Origin of the sequence: Prosthecobacter gellanilyticus, from assembly GCF_007992435.1 — a bacterium.
In the GTDB taxonomy this organism is placed as follows: Bacteria; Verrucomicrobiota; Verrucomicrobiia; order Verrucomicrobiales; family Verrucomicrobiaceae; genus Prosthecobacter; species Prosthecobacter gellanilyticus.
In genome coordinates this window covers 1-18783 of the sequence record NZ_BKAG01000078.1, presented here as the reverse complement: position 1 = coordinate 18783, position 18783 = coordinate 1, and the positions used below count along the sequence as shown (strand labels likewise).

The window sequence follows — 18783 nt, the reverse complement described above, 5'->3', positions numbered from 1 at the left end:
CATTCAGTCAAAACATGGAGGGGACGAGGGAGGGTTTTACGATACAGCCATTACATCTTAAGATCTCACAACCCACTGAGATACAAGCTTCTGAGAGCACTTTAGAGCATTTTAAATAATACTATACCCACAAGAAGCAAACCAACCCATGGCGTCCTTGGCGGTGACTTTGGAGAACGCCATGCTGATGGCTTCATCCAGCTGCTCAGGTGTCCGAGCTTCCAAACTGCGCAGCAGGTTCTTGATCTTGCTCCACATCTTCTCGATGGGATTGAGATCAGGTGAGTAGGCGGGCAGGAAGTGCACTTCGGCTCCCACACTACGGACCAACCTCTCCACTTCCGGGCTCTTGTGCACCGACAGATTGTCCATCACCACTATATCTCCCGGTCTCAACGTCGGGCAGAGCACCTGCTCGATGTAAGTGACAAACGCCGCCGTGTCAGCCGTGCCAGACAGATGCATGCAAGCCGTGGTGCCATCCAGCCGGATGGATGAGATCATGGTTGTGCTCTGCCATCTCCCGCTAGGAGCTGCCGCGTGTAGACGACGCCCGCGTGGGGCCCTGCCGCGTAGACGGGTCATGTTTGTCTTGGCCCCGCTCTCATCCAGGAACACCAGCCGCCAGGGCTCTAAGGTGCCTTGTTTGCGCTTCCACTGTCTGCGCGCACGGCGGACGTCTTCGCGTTCTTGCTCGGCTGCGCGGAGCGTCTTTTTTTATATGTCAGCCCCATGTCCACGAGCACATAGTGGATCGCGGGCAGAGTGCAGTTGAGGCCCAGCTCCTCGCGCAGTTCGGCCAGGGTCATGTCAGGCTTGCGCTTGAGATGCTGGCGGATGGCAATGCGGTGCTCGGCGACGATGAGCTTCTTGCGTCCGGCGAGATGGTGGCGGGCTTTGATGCAGCCTGTCTTGCGGCGCTGCTGGAGGAGCTTTTTGACCATGCCCAGGGAGACATCAAAGCGCTGGGCAATCTCCTCCTGGGTGTTTTCGCCCTTGTCACAGGCTTTGATGATACGTTCACGCAGATCCAGGGAGAGTGTGGCCATCGCACTCCCTAACATACCTCCATTCGATAGCTATATAATTATTTAAAATGCTCTAGCGCCAAGTATTTGAATTTGACAATTCAAACGTAACAGCTGTTAACCAATGGCTGATTCGCCCTGACCAAAACGAAATCCGATAGACCCTACTTCCTATCCGTCAGTCGTAGGGCACATTCGATAAAACATCCCCGGTTAGGTTCGCATCATGCTAATGCTTCAACAGGGAGATGTGCGTTTGAGATCCTGCTCGGTGCGCAAAGAAAGTTCCCAACTATCCCCAAGTGGACGATTTCAACGTCAGGGGTGCAAAGTCGGGTGATCCCAGCTCATTCTTGAAAGTAGTCTGAATCCACTCTCTTCAGGGCAATGGTTCGGACGGTAGATACACCTACACCGTGTGCGATCATGAGCGCGGCCAGCCCGTTCGGTTGTGGATGGCTGTCTGTGTGCCACTGGGAAGCGTAATCTGACGCTGCTCTACGCTCAGTTCCACTGCATCCGCCACTCTTCGGGTCAATTCCGCTTGTTGCACACCTTCCCTGGCTTCACCGAGCACACGGAGAAGAGGTAGCATCAGTTTTTGGTATGTCGGAATGGGCATGTGAATCCAAGGCTACACGGGATGATGGACACTATGAATGTGCTCATCAATGACTGCACCCTTGTTGTCGAGAAGCATGAACGAGTAGGTAAGCAGAGCGTCCTCGGGTTCATCCCACTCACCGACGATTATACCATAAAGGCAATCCACGCTCACGACTGCATGATTCTTTTGGATGATCGCCTGCCAAACTGGCAAGTGCGTTATCTTTTCTGAACGCTGCCAGTCACATGACAGGACTAACACTTTTAGTGGAGCCGCCAAGTTGCATAAGCAGTTGATCTCATGAGATGCCTTGGCGTGTGCGTTCTCTGACTCGACGACGATCAGAGGAATTCCATTCTCATCAACGAAGGTGTAGTCGAACCTAAACCGCTCGAACTCCAGACCATAGCCCAAACTTTTTGTTATCATGGGCATCAACGTGCCTTCATAGAAGGATGTCTTGGCCTTTATATTTTCCCACATCTGTCCCAGCCCTTCACGACTGTTTAGATCGAGAGCTGCACAGAAGGCAGATCTAAACTCTTCCCACAATTGGAGAGGCTTTACTGTCTTGATGTCAGCTATTGACATAGGCGTTCGAGGGTCATGTTGTCAGCGATGATGTCATGCGGTATCAGTGCATACTTCCACGGCTTGCCGCCATGCTCGGCGTTGTATTCGCTGGCGTTCAGGCACCATTTCACGGCAACCCTCTTCTTGGTCTGCACCGTGGCGTCCTGCATTTCGTTCTTGGCCTTCGGTTCCAGCATGTAGATGGCTGTTTCAGTTTCCGCCACAAAGTCAGGCACATACTCGGGCTGGTTTGCACCGTCCCGGTAAATCATCTGGAACTGGCCTTTGGCGGGCTTGAACCATTTAATGGCATCGCGCTCCAGGATACAGGCCAACCGGCGCTCGGAGTCGGAGTCAAACTTCTGCACCGGATACAGGCACTTCTGAAAGCCACCGAAGAGATACTTTGCCATGTTGCTCTTGTCCGAGGGCGACTGGCGGTAGTCGAGTGGCGGCCCGTCCTTCTTGGCAGTGTAGGCGCTGTCTTTCAGCTCAGTGAACCCTTTACTGATCACTACATTATCGTCGTCCGACTTGTCTTCCCGGAAATGCTTGTGCATCTGGGAGTGAATGAACTGCGCGATGTCTTTCTGGTGAAAATGCAGCACCTGCCAGATTTCCTCTTCGGGGAGGTAGGTGCGAAAGTGGTTCACGGTTTGCGTGGCGAGGTCGTAGAGCAGATCGGCGTTCGTGTCGTAAGACACATCGTCAAAGTCCACCAGCCCGGCCACCACATAGTCTTCCATGCGTTTCTCGCGGGCACCGTCGTTGCTCACGGTAACAGCTTCGCCCTTGTTGGTGTGCAGGTTGTGGACCCACAGATCCTTGGAGGGAACGGGAAACTTTATGCTGCTTAGTTCCAGCGTGAATGGCTCAAACCAGCTTTTCACCTCTCCCTTCGGAACCACAAGGATGCGCGGGATGGGAATCATCTCGTTCACGACGAGGCTGGTGGTCTCGGTGATGATGGCGGCCATATCGAGCTTTGGCGCGATACCTTCCATCTCCATCTGCTGCGGACCCGCGTGATACTGAGCGGCGACTTCTTGAAGGATGAACTTCTGCACCTCCAGCGTTTTGAGCGCCTCCATGGTCGGCGCCTGCTCAGGCTTGGCTTCCAGCCGCTTGATCACTTCATAGGCGATCTGCGCCACGCGCTGCTTATCCGGGGTGTCAAAGGCAGGCTTGGTGTCCTTGCCTGCGTTTTCGGTGCTGCTCGTCTGGTTCTCGGGTTGAAATCCCAGCTTGGCCTTCAAGTTGGATTCTGACACAACGGTTGAGATCTTCTCCCCGGTTTCTTCGGCGGTCAGGATCACTTGCTTCATCTTGATCATCGAGCCTGGCTTGCTGGCCTCATCAATGATCTCCTGGAATTTGTCATGGGCAATGATGCTCAGGCGGTCCACGGCGGCTACACCCGTGCGCTTGCCGTAGGGCAAACGTAAACCGCGCCCGATGGATTGTTCGATGAGGATGCGGGCATTCGCGGCACGCAGCGGCACGATGGTGTAGAGATTCGTCACGTCCCAGCCTTCTTTGAGCATGTTCACGTGGATCACGATCTCCGTGGGCGACTCTGTGCTTTCCACTGCCAGGAGGTCTTGAATCATCTGATCCTCGTCGGCTCCTGTCTTGCTGCTATCCACCTGGATCACCTTGTCCTTGTAGCGACCTTCAAAGAAGTCGTCGGACTTGATTAGCTCAACCAGGCTCTTCGCGTGCGTCACATCGCGGGCAATCACCAAGACAAATGGCTTCACGATCTTGGCATCTGCCTCACGCGCATAGGTTTCGAGCAGCACCTTTGTCTGCTCGTGCATTCGCACACCGTCTTCCAGCTTCAATTGCTCAATGGCCTCTGCTGACATTCCAAGCGGACTGAAATCCTTCCGGGTCACCACAGCAGGTTCTTTGACAAACCCGTCGGTCATCGCTCGACCAAGCGGGTAGTCGAGAATCACATTCTTAAAAGGGACTGCACCCTTCGGGCCTTCCACAAAAGGCGTGGCCGTCAATTCCAGGCCCAGAATGGGCTTCAACTCATTAATGGCTCTCACACCTGCGCTAGCCCGGTAGCGGTGGCTCTCATCCATGATGAGGACAAGGTCCGGCAGCCCTGCCAGATAATCAAAATAGCTCTCACCGATGTATTCGCTTAGCCGCTTGATGCGTGGGGACTTCCCGCCGCGCACTTCACTGTTGATCTTGCCGATGTTGAAGATATTAATCTTGCAGCGCAGCAGTTGGTCAAAAAGCGTGCCTGCCTTGGATTCGTAATCGTCTCCCGTGATAATCTCTGGCGCATCCGTGGCGAACTCCGAGATACCTTTGAAGACATACTTCCGAGTGTTCGGTGTGAAGTCGGTGATCAGCTTGTTGTAGATCGTCAGGTTGGGAGCCATGACGAAGAAGTTGTTGATGCCATGCTCCAGGTGCAGGTAGGCGATGAAGGCCCCCATGAGCCGCGTCTTTCCCACCCCAGTGGCGAGGGCAAAGCAGAGCGAGGCAAATTCCCGCTCGAAGTCCGTCACCGTGGGGAACTCGTTGCGGATGGCAGAGAGCACTGCCGCAAGGTCGGGCGATTTCTTGGAGCTGCCTTTTTCCCAGGAAAGGATCTCAGTAAGGCGGTGCAGCAGTTCCAAGGAGTCTCTCTGCGGTTTGCGCAGGCTCAGACGGCCGGAGATGGCGTTGACGTTGCGGTTCATTTCTTCTTCGGGAGCTTCTTGGCTGTTTGTTCCAATTGGCGGAGAGCCTTTTCGCCTTCTGCTTCGGCCAGGGCACGACGTCGTTCTTCAAAACGGGCATACTCCGACAGGGCATGAGTATCCGCCTGGGATCGTGATCTTTTCCCAGCATCCGGCAGCACGCGGCGTTCATTGAAGGTCAGGAATCCATCAAGCTTCTCCTGCCAATCTTTCATTAAGACCTGCTTCCGTCGTTTTGCCTGATCTTCAGCATAGTCCAGGAACATCACGACGATACGGTTCAACTCCTCAATCTCCTCATTGTGAAGGTAGTTCTTCGCCACGGTGACATCTTTTTTATGCACCACCTTTCCTTCAAAGGCACATAGGCCCATGTTTGGCAGTTTGTGGTCCGCACGCTCATGGATCAACTCTGGAGCTGTTTTACCGGTGGCGGCAAAGTGGAGCTTATTTTGGATAATCTGGAAGAATTTTGTGGTGTCGGCCTCCGTGGGTTGGTAATCCGCCGCAAGGGCGAAAATCTCGCGCACTCGGAGATACATTCGCTTCTCGCTGGCGCGAATATCCCGGATGCGCTCCAACAATTCATCGAAATAATCCGGCACTCCCGCACCGGGCGGATTCTTTAGCCGTTCATCATCCATGGTGAATCCCTTCACCAGATACTCATTTAGGCGAGAGATGGCCCATTGGCGAAATTGCGTGCCGCGCTGGCTACGAACGCGGAAGCCAACCGCCAAAATTGCCTCCAGATTGTAGTATTCAATCTCCCGCATGACTTCCCGCTCCCCCTCCATTCGAACTATCCGGAATTTCCGGATAGTTGCCTCTCGCTGGAGTTCACCTTCTTCAAAGACGTTGACTAGATGCTCATTGATCGTACGAACGTCTTTCTGAAAAAGCTCTGCCATGAGGGCTTGCGAGAGCCACAATGTTTCTGCTTCAAACCGGACATCCACACGGGTTTTGCCATCCTCCGTCTGATAGAGAATGATTTCGGACTTCGGCTCCTGGCGTTCTTCCTTCATGATTCGTTTCTGTCTCCGAAGAGGTCCAGTTGCCCCGGCTTGGCCGGTGCTTTCGGGAGGTTTTCCACCTTCAGGCTGTAGTCATCCTTGCCCCACTCGCAGCGGGTAAGCACGGCCTTGGGGATCTTTTTCACGGTCAGGTTGCTGTAGCCTTCCTTGCGGCCACGGAAGGCGGAGCAGACGACGAGCAGGCTGCGGTCCAGGCCGACTTCATCGCTGAGTTGTTGAAGCTGGTCGTGACTCAGGTTAGCTGTGGTGGTGTAAATAAAATCCTGTTCGGTGCTGTGGCCTTGCTGCCAGTATAGCGTGTCACTGGGGGCATAAGTAAAACCTTCTAGCTTGCAGACCGCCTCGGCGAGCATGGGGGCGTTGAACTCCGGGTTGATAACGAGCTGGTCCCACTTGTCCCGTAGCAACAGGGAGGGAGCCAGTTTGTAGTAGCGGAAGCCGCCGCCACCCTTCCAGCCCACGGCCTCTGTGATGCCGCCAGGGTCCGTGCCATCCACCACCTTCTTCAAACGCGGCAGGCAATGCGTGTGGCAGTGCCCGCCCAATTCGATCCCGATCCACTGCCGCCCCATCTTGTGGGCCACCGCCGCCGTCGTGCCGGAACCGAGGAAAGAGTCGAGCACGAGGTCGCCGGAGTTGGTAGCGATGTGGAGGATGGTTTGAAGAAGACGTTCTGGCTTGGGTGTTTCGAATGTATCAACTTCCGTCAGTAGCTTGTTTAGATGATCTCTTTTTGCTTCCTGATTATGACCTGCCTCATCAGCAGGCCACCACGAACGAGGGACTATACCCCCCTGCACTTCGGAGAGATACCTTTTCAAAATTGGCATCCCATCACCCTTCTTGCCGAAGTAAACTCGATTGTCTGCAAGAGCTTTAGTGAAAGTGTCTTTTGAAAAGGCCCAATATCGACCCGCTGATGGGGTAACGACTCTGCCCGAAGGAGTTGTAATAGGATAACTGGACTCTTTGCCTCCACTGCGAGCGGTTGCATTGTCACCTTGTAGCCATGGGCCACGTGGGTCGTGGTCAGGGTTCTTATATCTTTCCTCTTGGCCAGCAGTCCTTGGGAGCGGGTTACGAATGTTTTTCCAGATTGCCCGATTCTTGGCGTAGAGCAAAATGTGATCATGTGCTGATGAAATGTCGGTGTCGCTTCTTCTTCCTTTGTCCTTTTCCCAGGCAATACTGGTGACAAAGGACGCTCGGCCAAACAACTCATCGCAAAGAACTTTCAAATAGTGGCACTCATTATCATCAATGGTGATCCACAACGACCCGTCATTTTTGAGTAGCCGCCACAGCAGAACGAGCCGCTCCCTGATCAACGACAGCCACAACGAATGCTCCACCCCATCATCGTAGTGCTCGAATGCGCTACCGGTATTGTACGGGGGATCGATGAAGATGCATTTCACCTTGCCCGCAAAGTCTTGCTCCAGGGCCTTGAGGGCGAGGAGGTTGTCCCCGTGGATGAGGCGATTATCGAAGAGGTCCCGGTCCGTGACCCGGTGCAACGCATGATACGACTTGTCCGCCTCCTCTAACAGAATGCGCGGCTCCAGCTTCGGCCGGTGCTCCTTGCCGATCCAGGTGAGTTCGAGTTTGGTTTTCTTCGTGGACATCAGTTCATTATGAAGGGCTACAGTTCCTGCCAGTTGGCAATGATGAAACTCATGCCGCCGCCGTCTTCGTCCCTGCCTTCCACCGCACGGCCCAAGATGGGCGGATCCCCTCCATCGTCATCTCCGCGCCACTGGTTCTTCCGTTCCGGCGCAGTAAAAGGCTTGTGCAGTGACTCCTCACGCTGGTGTTCGAGCTTCAATCCTATGTCGCCCAATTCGTCACTGAATGCGGACAGCCCATCGCCAAGTGATGCGCGGACTAGCATGGCGGGATTGGAATACAGATTGGCGTTCAGTGCTCTCAAGGCCTCTGATCCGCGCAGTAGCCCAGGCTGCTCTCGGACGATATGCGCATTGTTTCGGCGGAGAGCGCGGTGCGCCGTGTCAGAGATGAGGTCATTGACAATGGTGCTCCAGCTTTCCCGCTGAGAAGGCTCTACCCCGGGCCGATAAAACGATTCGCCAGCAATCCCAGCGAAAAGACTCCAGACTAACCGCTGAAAGCTCCACTTCACACGAGCAGCGGCCTCAGCGCGATCCTGGGAACGAGCATGTGTGGCCAGCGTGTTCCAACTAAAGCTGTGATGATGTAAGGAACGATCTGTCTCCTTGAGCAAACTCCAATACCAGAGCGCAGGTGAAGCGTCATGCAGGGACCGTTCTTTCCCTCTGAGCGGTCTCGGTGACAGATACTCGAACTTTCGGCTTTGGCAATAGAGGTGCCACTGGAGGTCTGACGGGCTGGGCTTTACCTCATCCATCTTTGACTGGAGTAACAAGGCGCTGCCCAGCGCAGCATGAGGAAGACTCGGCTGAGCAGGCGGCAGCCAGCTCGAAACAAAAGAGTCGAAGATGCTGCGGGGAGGGGAATGGAGGGAAACCAAGAGCAGGTCACCCAGTTCACATGAAGAGGTTGTTATTCCTGCCTTCCCATCTGGAATAACCTTTGGGGTCTGGTGACAAAAAATTCCACTGAGCGTCAGTTTGAACCCTTTATGCCGCATGATCTCGCATAGCTCGGCCTCCAGGCGTTGGAGCCCTTGAAGAAAGAAATAGGCGATGAAGTCAGGCTCTTGAGGCTTTTCTTTCGTGCCGGTTTCAGCAATGGTGAATGCGTGATCCACAGCTCTACCCACTGCGTATTCGATATCCCAACGCTGAGAGTCTAATGCGCGAAGAAGAGCGGGGGAAGGAAGATACGGCATGGAAAGTGGGAACGTGCGATGATGATTGACGCCTAGAACACCTGGATGAGGCGGTTGTCGAAGAGGTCGCGGTCGGAGACGCGGTGCGCGGCGTGATACGCTTTATACAACTCCTCCCGCAAGATGCGCAGCTCCAGCCTTGGCCGGTGGTCCTTGCCAATCCAGGTTGGTTCGAGTTTGTTTTTTTTGGAAGACATCAAGGCTAGGCGTCAGGGTTCTGCATCATCTTGATGAGGTCGATCTTTTGCCCGAGCACCTTCTGGCCTTCGGGCGTGGTCCCCTCATCGAAAATTTGCTTCCAAAAATCCATGTTGCGTTTGCCGCCGAACACCGAGGTCGCCATGTCCTTGTTCACCCACAAGGGCAGGCGCCGCAGAGCCCGGATGAAGTTACGCACGTTGTTCCAAGCGTTGGGTGGCAGATGCTTCTGGAGCGGAGCCTTTTCATCAAAGGGCGTGCCAGAGGTTACAAAAGAGGTCTGAATGACCTGTTTCACGAGCCGCAGCCAGTTATAAATGATCTCCTCCTTGGCCATGCGATAGGCAGCAAGATGGGCCTCGGGCACGTCCTCGCCTTTGGACACTTTGTTCTCGATACGGCTGGTGCCAATATCGAGGTCAAACTTGTCGATGAAGATCTCTTCCGCGATGATGTTCATGAGGGTGACCATCTGATCGACCTCCAGCATGCGCGGGTTGAGCCCTTCTTCCGCGCGGTGATTCAGGCGCGTGGGAAGCAGGTCAGCACCAATGAAAAAGGAATAGAAGGTCTTTTCCACAGTGCTGTAACTCAGGGGGAAGTCGGAACCCCGCCCTCCATACTCGATGAAATCGAGCAACTTGTTCTCTTTGTGCTGGGTGATGCTGGAGCGGATGCCATCGAGGATGTAGCGCTTCATCTCCCGCTCGCCCTTGAAGTGCCGCTGAAGATCCTGCTCGGAGAAGTCTTCGCTATCCTCGGGAAGGCTGCGATCCTTGCGATAGCGCTCGATGCGGTCCGCCAGCAACGCGCTTCCCAAGCTGCGCTGGACTGACTTATCGAATGCCACCTGCCGCAGCGTGGTCCCTGCCAGGGTGTTGGCGGTGAGAAGCACATCCACATCCGGGTCCACGAAGACGCGGACAGGCAGTTCCTTCGCCCCGAGCATAATCTGCGCAGCCGCTTTGTGCTGCCCGTCGAAGATGCGGATTTCCGCCTGATCTCCGTCTTTCGTGCTCAACCAACCAAGAGCTACATGCAGCTGCGGTCGCTTGGTATGAAACTCCTTGATGAGCTTCTTGATGTTGGGGCCGATGGCTCTCGGGTTGAGCTTTCCGTCGTGCTGGATGTATTCAATGGGCAGTTGGGCGAAGAAGAATTTGAAGCCTGACAGGCGATCCTCATAGAGAGGCACGGACTCAATGTCATTCCTGCCTGAGGCTGCGAGGGAGTAGGAAAGCTTGCTGCCATTGATGGTGACCGGGAATGGATGGCTGGCTCCACGAAAGGCTGCGAGCACATCTCCCAGATTCGCAGCACGGCTTTGGTCTTCCACTCCCTCATTGATCTGATCAAACCTCGCAATGATGCGCGCGACGCGGAGGTCGCTGTCCTGCTTGCCACGATTGCAGGAGTCATGGGTGAGCGCGAAGTTGCCTGGGTTATCCGGTCCGTTCAGCGATGTCGGAATGACATGATCGACATCAATGGAGTCCTTTTGAAGCTTAAGATCAATGGGCTTGCCGCAAATGAAGCAGTTGCCGCTTTGGCGTTCGTGCAGCTCCTTTAGCAGGGCGCTGCGATATTCGGGCTGGAGGCGGTTGAGATAAAGGGATGGCATGCTGGAAAGGGGTAAACACTAAATGTTTCAGCTCAGGGGCTTAAGAAGCGGGTAAAGTCTTCGGGTGACAGTTCCCCGGTTTGTCCAGCTTTTGCCGTCTTTTTGACTGTCAGGCAACTCGTCGTTCTCATCACAAATCGCATCCACGAGCCCTAGGGTCGCCTGACCGAGTTTCATGGCCTCGCCAAGTTCATTGAAGCAGCCTGCCAGCTCCTTGTAGTGACAGCCGATGGCATTCCTGAATTGGAGCCGAGAGAAGATATTGGTGAGCAGCGGTTCCAGCATGTGGGATTCTATCGGTTTGCCCTCGGTGTCGAAATGGTCGCACTGGAGGGCTGGCAGCAGCTTCTTCTCACCCTGCAAGCCGCCTTTGTAATGATCGAGCGTCCAGCGCTGCTCAGCACCCGGATTGCGAGGCAGGCGGCACTGGTAAATGCCGGTGAGGAAGTCAAACAAGCGCTCAAGAACCAGCCCGGACTTGGCGGCAATGGTCGCTGCATCCTCGCCTTCATGGACATACCGGCGCAGAAATTTGATTTCGGAGTTAGGTCCTTTGGCCAACGTGATGCCCTGGTCCAAAGACCAAGCCCCCAACTCGATGAAGCTCACCTTGGCCTGAGTCAGCAGACCCCAGCGGAACTTGAAGCGCAGTGGCTGGTAGTGGCTGGTGATGATGACGTGGCGGAAATTCGGTGCCTCCGCTAGGAACAGATGATACAGCCGCTCCATGTGCGCCTCGTCCACGGAAGCGATGGCATCATCCAGATACAAAAGGGTATTCTTCGGGTCTTCCTTCTTTTGCAGCGCAAGAAACAAACAGAGCCCGAGGGTGTCGAGGTGGGATTCCGAAAGGCAAGCCACCGGTGACATCTCTTCATTGCCAAACAGCGTGCCATCAAAGCGTGCTGCCCCCTTTTGAGTGGGGTGCAAATAAAGACGGATATTCTCGATCTCTTCGCCGGGATGAATGGAGTGGTAGAGCCGGGCAAATTCACCGGAGATGGCCGTCAGTGTCTCATTGGCATGCCTTATCCGGTGCTCTCGGAGCATGGTGGCAATCTGCTCCGCCTTTTCGATCATGCGGCTAATCTCGGCATGTTCCTGACGGGTGTCCTTCTTCCGGCTCAGAATCGCCTTCAACTGGCTTTGCTGGTCCTTCCGCTGAAGCAGGGCGGTTCTTTGCTTCTCCACATGCTCGGAGAGAGGCTTCAATTGGGCTGCTTGCGCTGCCAAACCCTGAAACCACTCCGCCGTCAGGTGTGCTGCTTCCGTGGATTGAAGCAAGGATGGGACAAGCCCCGGCAAACCCTCTAGTTCATCCTGGGCGGCTTGGTGGACCTGTCGAAGTTGATTAATGATGGCAAAAAAGCCCTTTTGCAGGGTTTCAACGGCAGTCGTGGCATTCCGCTGTGAAGTCTCCGCCTGCTTAACCTTGGCACTCTGTGCACTGAGCGCTTTGAGACGCGCCAGCTTACCAGACACCTTTGCCACGAGTTCCTGATGGCCGATTACAGTGTCGCAGACCGGGCAGGCATCACGGCTTGTTTTGTCGAACAGCACCTTTGCCTGCTCCAAAGTGTCCAGAGCTTCAGCGAAGTCGTCCGTGGATTCAGAAACCAACCGGACGAGTTCGTTTTGTGCTGCTACCAACTCGTCCCTTGCGAGCGCGACTTGGGAGTAGGACTCCTTCAACGGCTTGAAGTCGTCACGAAGCCTCGTGATCGAGTGATGCAAGTCTTCAAAAATTTGAAGCTGCTCATCGCTGGTCTCGGAGCTCTGCGCGAGGATGCCCTTGATCCATGCCTCCCGTGCAGGCGCCACGGGATCGCTCTGAGTGGCTCTTTGATGGAGACTGTCGAGATCAACCTCGACCTGCTGAGCAAGGCGTTCCTGGCTTTCCAAGAGCCGTCTCTGCCCTGTGGCAAAGTTTCGGAGTTCGGCTTCCTCCCTCTCCAAGTCCGGCAAGGTGACGAAGTCCTGAATGCGTTCGAAGCGTCTGCTGGGTGTCTCCTCAACCAGCTTAGTGATGTGCTTTCTCGACAGCGTGTGGAGCTTGCCCTTCACCGTGCCGGTGATCTGCGGTTTGGTGGAACCAATGCGGGCCGTCACGGTGTCACTGCCATCCTGCCACTGCACGCGGAGGTCTTGCTTTTTCCGACGGGCATGCACCAGAGCCAGAATTCGGGTCTTTCCATCCAGCGACTTTTCTTCCAGCGAGCCCGACGTCTCATTGAAGAGGAACTCCAGCGCATCTGAGATGGTCGTTTTGCCCGATCCATTCTCCCCATAAATGATGGAGAGATGGCTTCTCGTGTCGAAGTTGAGGTTAAACTCTTGGTTTACCCCTCGGAATGCTTCAATCGTCAGCTTCATCCACTCCCTCCTTCTCCAGTTGAAGTTGCCGGGCGAGAATGAGGTTCCATTTGATCGGCTTGCCGGACTCCAAGCCATCAATGACCTCCTTTACCAGAGACGCGTCGAGCAAATCGCCCTTTGTGAGGGACCTTTCAAGGCGTGAGGGCATGTCTTCTGGCAAGGGCATAGAGTTAATTAGTTAGGTTCCAGCGCAGAGTGAATAGGTTCATTGAGGTAGTAGCCTGCTGAAGCTTCCCTTCCGTCTTGCCAATCAGCTCATCACGTTTCTGGTCGATAGCGTCTTGGGCATCGAAGAGGGTCCGGCGTTTGTCGTTGCGTTGGGCTTCGACGGTTTTGATCTGCTTTTGGCTGGCGAGCTTTTCTTCCAGGGTGAGAGCAGTGGCGGCGGCGCGGCGGGCTTCCTTGATGAGGCGGTCCATTTCCTTGATCTCGCGCTCCAGGCCGACTTTGAGGTCGTCCGCCCACCCATCGAGCTTCTGCGCCTCGGCCTCGTAGTAGTGGGCGTTCCGTTTGGCGATGATCTGCTGAATCTGCTGCTGTCGAGCGCTGGCAATCTCTCCGAGCACGGCAGGCGCGGGCAGGTCGAGCACCGGACCTTTGAAGGTTGCGGGAAGGCCCAGTAGACGGCGGGCCTGCTCCTGATCCAGTGCGGTGCCGTCATCCGTGTAGGCGGCATAGATGAGGTGATCCTCCGCCTGATCCATGGACTCGACGGTAAAGAGCGAAACCATCAGCGTGCCGGATTGACCGCGCAGCGGTTCCAGGATGCTGATCTTGCTGCCGTGCTGGGCGTAGTGAAACTCGAGCTCCGCCGGAGGGAGCTCCCGTGCCTTGGCTGTGGTGACCAATTGCTCGGCCAGCGGGTGGCCGAGGCGATAGACATGGGCCGTGCTGCTGCTGCGAGGCAGGACATATAGCCCTGTGGGAACCTGTTTCCCCACCGAGGCAGGCAAGTGATGAAGCTCGAAGGCGGAATCACTGTGGAAGGTGGCGAGGTCCCGCAGCTCGTGCCGGGTGAGGGTCATAAGCTGCTTTTCAAAGTGGCTCAGCAGCGTGCGGGAGCTGTCATCGCGCAGCTTGAGCTTGGCCTGCACTTCCTCGTCGAAGTTCTCCAGCAGCTTTTGCCGGGTGAGGCGAAGGGCTTCATTGATCTCGAAGTTCAGCTCTAACTGAAGCTGGTCGAAGGCCTCTTTGATGTGCTCCGGCTTCCGGCAGGTCTGATAGATGGCGGCGATGCGCATCTCGAAGTCCACGCCGGACTCGATGGTGCCTAGCACCTCGTCACTGGAGCCGAACACCCCCCGGAACAGCTCAAACTTCTGGTCGAGCAACTGGTAAACCCGGAGGTCGGCCTCGTTCTTCTGGTTGAGGAAGTTCACCACCACCACGTCATGCTTCTGCCCGTAACGGTGGCAGCGGCCGATGCGCTGCTCTATCCGCTGGGGATTCCACGGCAGATCGTAGTTCACCACGAGGGAGCAGAACTGGAGGTTGATGCCCTCCGCCCCGGCCTCCGTGGCGATCATGATGCGGCCTTCCTCGCGGAAGTAATCCACCAAGGCGCTGCGCATGTCCGCCGTGCGGGAACCGGTGATCTTGTCCGTGCCGTGATGCTTGGCCACCCACTTGGCATAGATGGCCTTCGAGCGGTCATCGGTATTCGTGCCATTGAAGAGCACGATGCCTTCCGCATACGGGCTGTCGGCCAGCAGCCGGAGCAGGTAGCTCTGCGTCTTCCGCGACTCCGTGAAGATGATGGCCTTCTCCGCCGCTCCAATTTCGCGGGCTTTGGCGAAAGCGGTGGTCAACGCTGTGATCAGGGCTTTCCCCTTAGCGTTGTGATCGATGCTCAAAGCAAGGCGGGTGAATTCTTCCAAATCCTCGATTTCCGCCTGAATGGCTTTGCGGTCTTCGATGGTTAGGGGTTCAGCCTCTTCCTCCTCGTCCCATTCTTCAGCAGTGTCTTCGAGGCCTTCGTAGTCCTCGCTCAGTTCTTCCCCCAACGGAAGAAGCATGGCAGCGCTCCTCTCGTCGTCGGCCTTGAGGCGCGCCTTCATGCGGTTGGCCATGGAGGTGAGCGCCCCGGCAATGGCGAAGGAGGAGGAAGCGAGCAGCTTCCGCAGCACAAGCGTCATGAGCTTTCGCTGGCTGGGTGGAAGTGCCTGAAGATTGTCCCGCTGGAGGTAATCGGAAACGAGGTCGTAAAGCGCGTCCTCATTGTCCGAAGGATCGAAGGGCTGCACGATGGCGTGGCGCTTCGTATAGGGCACGTAGGCCGTAACCTGCCTGCGCAGCGTGCGGTGGCACAAGGGCCGCAGCCTGGCCTTCAGCAGGTCGTAGGTCTGCGCATTCGGATTGGCAAATTGCTCCCGGAAGCTGCGCACATCGCCAAAGGTGTGCTCGTCGATGACACTCACGAGGCCAAACAACTCCAGCAGGGAGTTTTGCAGCGGGGTGGCCGTGAGCAGGAGCTTATGGCGCTGGTTAAGTGCCATCTTGAGCAGGTTGGCGATCTTGTTGTTCGGCTTATAGACGTTCCGCAGGCGGTGCGCTTCGTCGATCACCACCAAATCCCAATCCGTGCGATGTACGTCGGGCGACTTCGTGGCCGCAAACTGGTAGGAGCAAATGACCACGGCATCCTCCTGTGGTTCAAAGGGCCGGAAATGGCCGCGCTTCACCGCAGCATTGTAGGACTTGGCCTCAAGGATCTCGCAGTTCAGGAAAAACTTCTCGTTCAACTCCTGATGCCACTGCTTGCGGAGGTTTGCCGGGGTGATGACCAGGATACGGCGCTTCCGCTCCGCCCACTTCTGCGAGATGACCAATCCGGCCTCGATGGTCTTTCCAAGACCAACTTCATCCGCCAGGATCACGCCCTTCGACAACGGCGACTCAAACGCAAACAACGCGGCATCCACCTGATGCGGGTTCAAGTCCACCTGCGCCCCCGCCACGGTTGCCGCCAGCTTTTCCTCACTGTCCGAAGCGCAGCGCTTCGTCAGTTCGTAGGCGAGGTATTTGGCTTGGTAATCAGTAATCGGCACGCAAAGCCTACTCAAGAGTCTTTCTTACAATATGGCAAGCTTTGGTATCGGTCTGGCCATTCATTGCCTAACCACACGGTGTAGGCTTGGAAGTCAGGTGCTCAGATAAGGAAGCTGTCACGCTCTTCACTGTCCGCAAATAGGTTGGAGAATCGGCAGCAGCCCACCGGTAGAAATGTTTCAATCACCGCCGACGCTTACCTTGGACGTGCAATGCCCCCCAAGCCAGAAGTGCCAAACCCAGGACGAGGATAGCAGAACGCGTGACTTTCAGCCCCTCACCTTCAAGCACAAAGCGTTTCTCAGAACCGAGGATTTCTACAAGGAGACCTCCCAAATAGAGTGTTGGCAGGATGAGGGCTAAGCCCAGAACCACCCCAAACACGGACAACAGCCCTTCAACGATCAAAGGAATTTGTGTGTGAGACGAAGGGGTCTCAGTGGTGGACTGGTACGCCCGAGCTGTCTGCGAGGGGAGATCGAGGAACGGTTTCACCACTCGTGTTGCAACGCCTCTGCCCAGTGTCCCTTGCTTCAGGTGAAACTCCCGCGCTCGTTTTACTTTTACATGTGCAGCCCAAACGTTTGTGGCTCCGATAAGGATCAGGAACCCGAAAACACCCGGAATGGGAAGGCCTCCATGTGTTGCTGACCAGCCCACGCTGAAAAGGAGCCAGGCAAGCAAACACCAGTAGACGATGCGACCAGCACGCCCCGGCGGGAAAGTGCTTTTATGACCGCAGTGGCAGGTAAAATGGCGGCTCCCAAGGAAGGATGATTTTACCTGCGCATTGAAGGCTGTGCCACAGCGACAGCAGAAGAGGCTTTCGTCATTCATGGAGATAAGCATGTTGCTTGGTCAAGCGTCACGCTCCTCCGGCCCCAGGTGGTCTGGGGGTAGTAAAGCCGCTCTAAGACGACCATGACAGTCTTTACCCATCCGCCGCGAGGGAAGATAGGCTGGACATACACTGCCATCCCCCAGGCCATGTGGCGCGAGGGTGTCGTTTTTCGTCCACACCTGGACGCTTAGAAGACGGGTTTACTAGGCCCGGATCAGTGTGTTGCTGATCAAGTCACAAGCTATGAAACAGGCGAGTGAGTGTCAACTCTCTTGTCCACGAAGTCTGAGCAAAGACTGCCGCAAAGTTGAAAACCTCCCTTTGGTTAGGATTTGGTAAGTCACAAAACCAATTGGTTGATTGAATGGCGGGCTCCTAGCCCTAGCCCGTTGTGGCGAGTTATTTGTCTTCCAGCTGGTGTGGCGGCGGCTTTGCCTGTTCTTGGCGCAGAACAGCCAGTTCGAGTAGCGGTCGGAAAGATGTTTGGGGCAATTCGGTCCGTGAGCGGTTGTCGGTGTTGGTGACTCGCAAACGGTTGTCGAGGGATCCGCAACTTCTGCGGTTATTGGTACGGATGCGTGCTCTCTGTCGAAAGGGGTTGTGTCCGTGAGTTGTTTGGCTTCGAGTGAAATCACACGCTCACCGCAGTAACGCCGCCGCCTGAGGCCTCTCTGCGCGCATAGGATGGCACCCTCACTAGCCGATCGTCTCTTGCTGCCGACAACGAACCAAAGGCGCATTTCCACTCGGTCTGGAAGCCAAGGGGCGGCATATTTCACGAAGTGGCTCCGTTGCCCCCGAACGCGACGAATGTCTTTAGCTAGATAGTCCTGAAGTTGCACGCCTCCGCTATCGGCCCTGTGATCGAAAAGATGGCCTTGGTTATTTTCAGCCTCGTTTTGCTGGAGCCACCAATCGGCGAAGATCCCTTGTTGCTCTTCGGATAGGGGACGTGCGCAGCCGATGTGAAAATGAGCCCAGCACGTCTCTTCTGAATCGCCATCAAACTCGGTAACCAAAAGCATGGCCGGGAACGCCTTACGTCTGCGCCAGTTTGCCAATGCCTGCTTGAGCCTCTGAAGGGTGCTGTGCAGCGTTGGCCAATCGGTAATTCGACGCTTTGGTGGAGTGGTCAAAGTCACCATTGCCTGCCAGTTCACTGCGTGCGCTGTTGCCAATAGACCGTTGATGTCCGCCCGAGAATAGGGACATGGCCGGCTCTCCCCGATCTTGGGCCGAGGAGGGACAATACGGCCTCGTCTGTGGGTAACGGCTACGTGAGGGCGGAGAACGTACTCCATGAATCAATGGTTGTTGTGTTCGGTGCATGGGCAGCCCATTCACATCACGGTGCTCAAAGTCGCAGCGCGCCGTATGAGGCTGTGGAAGCCCACCGTGCAGAGGCTTTTGCAAGGACTTGGATGGCGTGTTTTCAGTAGGCTTCAGCCCACCGCTCAAATGTGAGCCATCCTAACCTTGTCGACGAGCCATTCGGCCCGAATTGCGGCGTCCAAATGAATTCGTTTTGTCCACCACGAATTGCCGTTTTAACGGCCGTCGTAATTGATTCAATGCGAATGGAATATGTGGCCGAAATGGCTGTGATTTCGCCTGTTGGAGGCAGTCTGAAACGCAACCAGACGGTGATCTCATTGTCTGAGATCGTTAGCTGTGGAGCCCTCAAGAAATGCACGAATGCTCGCGCAATCAAAGAGACGTCGGCCTCTAGTGGCACCAGGCTTTCGGATGCTTACCGAGCGGATCTTGCCCTCGCTGGCGAGGTTATAGAGGTAGCTGCGTGACAGCCCGAAAAGGGCACGGGCATTTTTGTGATCTGCGAACTCAGGCAATGCGGTGACTGTCGCTGAAGATGGTGTGGTGTCGAGTTTGCTCATAGCTTTCGACGTGGATAGATATAG

At 55.6% G+C, this 18783-nt stretch carries 14 protein-coding genes and 1 pseudogene; all 15 read right to left on the bottom strand.

Going from position 1 to position 18783, the window contains the following annotated elements; genetic code table 11:
* Nucleotides 1-111: 111 nt before the first annotated feature.
* Nucleotides 112-648, bottom strand: a pseudogene (locus BGE01nite_RS27500) (IS630 family transposase); the annotation flags it as partial.
* Complete coding sequence (locus tag BGE01nite_RS27495) at nt 633-1049, bottom strand: helix-turn-helix domain-containing protein (RefSeq protein ID WP_170267113.1); 417 nt, start codon at nt 1047-1049, stop codon at nt 633-635. The gene BGE01nite_RS27495 and the pseudogene BGE01nite_RS27500, both read right to left, overlap by 16 nt.
* 403 nt (nt 1050-1452) lie before the next feature.
* Nucleotides 1453-1623 (bottom strand): winged helix-turn-helix domain-containing protein, encoded by a 171-nt coding sequence (locus BGE01nite_RS29965; protein ID WP_170267112.1) that lies wholly within the window; start codon nt 1621-1623, stop codon nt 1453-1455.
* 39 nt (nt 1624-1662) lie between these two features.
* Nucleotides 1663-2226, bottom strand: a complete 564-nt coding sequence (locus tag BGE01nite_RS27485; protein ID WP_146855916.1) for a hypothetical protein — start codon at nt 2224-2226, stop codon at nt 1663-1665.
* Entirely contained in the window at nt 2217-4913 is a 2697-nt protein-coding gene (locus tag BGE01nite_RS27480; protein WP_146855914.1) for a DEAD/DEAH box helicase, read from the bottom strand. Before BGE01nite_RS27480 ends, BGE01nite_RS27485 begins: the two co-directional genes overlap by 10 nt.
* Nucleotides 4910-5941, bottom strand: a complete 1032-nt coding sequence (locus BGE01nite_RS27475) for a virulence RhuM family protein (protein WP_146855912.1) — start codon at nt 5939-5941, stop codon at nt 4910-4912. The genes BGE01nite_RS27480 and BGE01nite_RS27475 overlap by 4 nt, the downstream gene beginning before the upstream one ends.
* Complete coding sequence (locus BGE01nite_RS27470; protein WP_146855910.1) at nt 5938-7575, bottom strand: site-specific DNA-methyltransferase; 1638 nt, start codon at nt 7573-7575, stop codon at nt 5938-5940. The genes BGE01nite_RS27475 and BGE01nite_RS27470 overlap by 4 nt, the downstream gene beginning before the upstream one ends.
* Before the next feature lie 17 nt (nt 7576-7592).
* On the bottom strand, nt 7593-8780 hold the full coding sequence (locus tag BGE01nite_RS27465) for a hypothetical protein (RefSeq protein WP_146855908.1): 1188 nt from the start codon (nt 8778-8780) through the stop codon (nt 7593-7595).
* Between the two features lie 32 nt (nt 8781-8812).
* On the bottom strand, nt 8813-8977 hold the full coding sequence (locus BGE01nite_RS29175; RefSeq protein ID WP_170267111.1) for a hypothetical protein: 165 nt from the start codon (nt 8975-8977) through the stop codon (nt 8813-8815).
* 5 nt (nt 8978-8982) lie between these two features.
* Nucleotides 8983-10599, bottom strand: coding sequence for an HNH endonuclease (locus BGE01nite_RS27460; RefSeq protein WP_146855906.1), 1617 nt, complete (start codon nt 10597-10599; stop codon nt 8983-8985).
* Between the two features lie 27 nt (nt 10600-10626).
* The gene (locus BGE01nite_RS27455; protein ID WP_170267110.1) at nt 10627-12972 is read right to left on the bottom strand and encodes an AAA family ATPase; all 2346 of its coding nucleotides are present in this window, start codon (nt 12970-12972) and stop codon (nt 10627-10629) included.
* Complete coding sequence (locus BGE01nite_RS29170; protein WP_170267109.1) at nt 12956-13123, bottom strand: hypothetical protein; 168 nt, start codon at nt 13121-13123, stop codon at nt 12956-12958. The genes BGE01nite_RS27455 and BGE01nite_RS29170 overlap by 17 nt, the downstream gene beginning before the upstream one ends.
* Before the next feature lie 22 nt (nt 13124-13145).
* The gene (locus tag BGE01nite_RS27450; protein WP_218033118.1) at nt 13146-16022 is read right to left on the bottom strand and encodes an SNF2-related protein; all 2877 of its coding nucleotides are present in this window, start codon (nt 16020-16022) and stop codon (nt 13146-13148) included.
* Nucleotides 16023-16206: 184 nt separating this feature from the next.
* Nucleotides 16207-16860 carry a hypothetical protein gene (locus tag BGE01nite_RS27445; protein WP_146855902.1) on the bottom strand — a complete coding sequence of 218 codons (654 nt, stop codon included), beginning with the start codon at nt 16858-16860 and terminating at the stop codon, nt 16207-16209.
* 1653 nt (nt 16861-18513) lie between these two features.
* Nucleotides 18514-18783: helix-turn-helix domain-containing protein (locus BGE01nite_RS27440; protein WP_218033117.1), on the bottom strand; the 270-nt coding region annotated here is incomplete at its 5' end.

Bases quoted from the DNA above. Each gene is read 5' to 3' on its own strand.
- BGE01nite_RS29175 (WP_170267111.1), bottom strand. From the start codon at position 8,977: ATGTCTTCCAAAAAAAACAAACTCGAACCAACCTGGATTGGCAAGGAC.
- BGE01nite_RS27480 (WP_146855914.1), bottom strand. From the start codon at position 4,913: ATGAACCGCAACGTCAACGCCATCTCCGGCCGTCTGAGCCTGCGCAAA.
- BGE01nite_RS27470 (WP_146855910.1), bottom strand. From the start codon at position 7,575: ATGTCCACGAAGAAAACCAAACTCGAACTCACCTGGATCGGCAAGGAG.
- BGE01nite_RS27445 (WP_146855902.1), bottom strand. From the start codon at position 16,860: ATGAATGACGAAAGCCTCTTCTGCTGTCGCTGTGGCACAGCCTTCAAT.
- BGE01nite_RS27460 (WP_146855906.1), bottom strand. From the start codon at position 10,599: ATGCCATCCCTTTATCTCAACCGCCTCCAGCCCGAATATCGCAGCGCC.
- BGE01nite_RS27485 (WP_146855916.1), bottom strand. From the start codon at position 2,226: ATGTCAATAGCTGACATCAAGACAGTAAAGCCTCTCCAATTGTGGGAA.
- BGE01nite_RS29965 (WP_170267112.1), bottom strand. From the start codon at position 1,623: ATGCTACCTCTTCTCCGTGTGCTCGGTGAAGCCAGGGAAGGTGTGCAA.
- BGE01nite_RS27465 (WP_146855908.1), bottom strand. From the start codon at position 8,780: ATGCCGTATCTTCCTTCCCCCGCTCTTCTTCGCGCATTAGACTCTCAG.
- BGE01nite_RS27455 (WP_170267110.1), bottom strand. From the start codon at position 12,972: ATGAAGCTGACGATTGAAGCATTCCGAGGGGTAAACCAAGAGTTTAAC.
- BGE01nite_RS27495 (WP_170267113.1), bottom strand. From the start codon at position 1,049: ATGGCCACACTCTCCCTGGATCTGCGTGAACGTATCATCAAAGCCTGT.
- BGE01nite_RS29170 (WP_170267109.1), bottom strand. From the start codon at position 13,123: ATGCCCTCACGCCTTGAAAGGTCCCTCACAAAGGGCGATTTGCTCGAC.
- BGE01nite_RS27475 (WP_146855912.1), bottom strand. From the start codon at position 5,941: ATGAAGGAAGAACGCCAGGAGCCGAAGTCCGAAATCATTCTCTATCAG.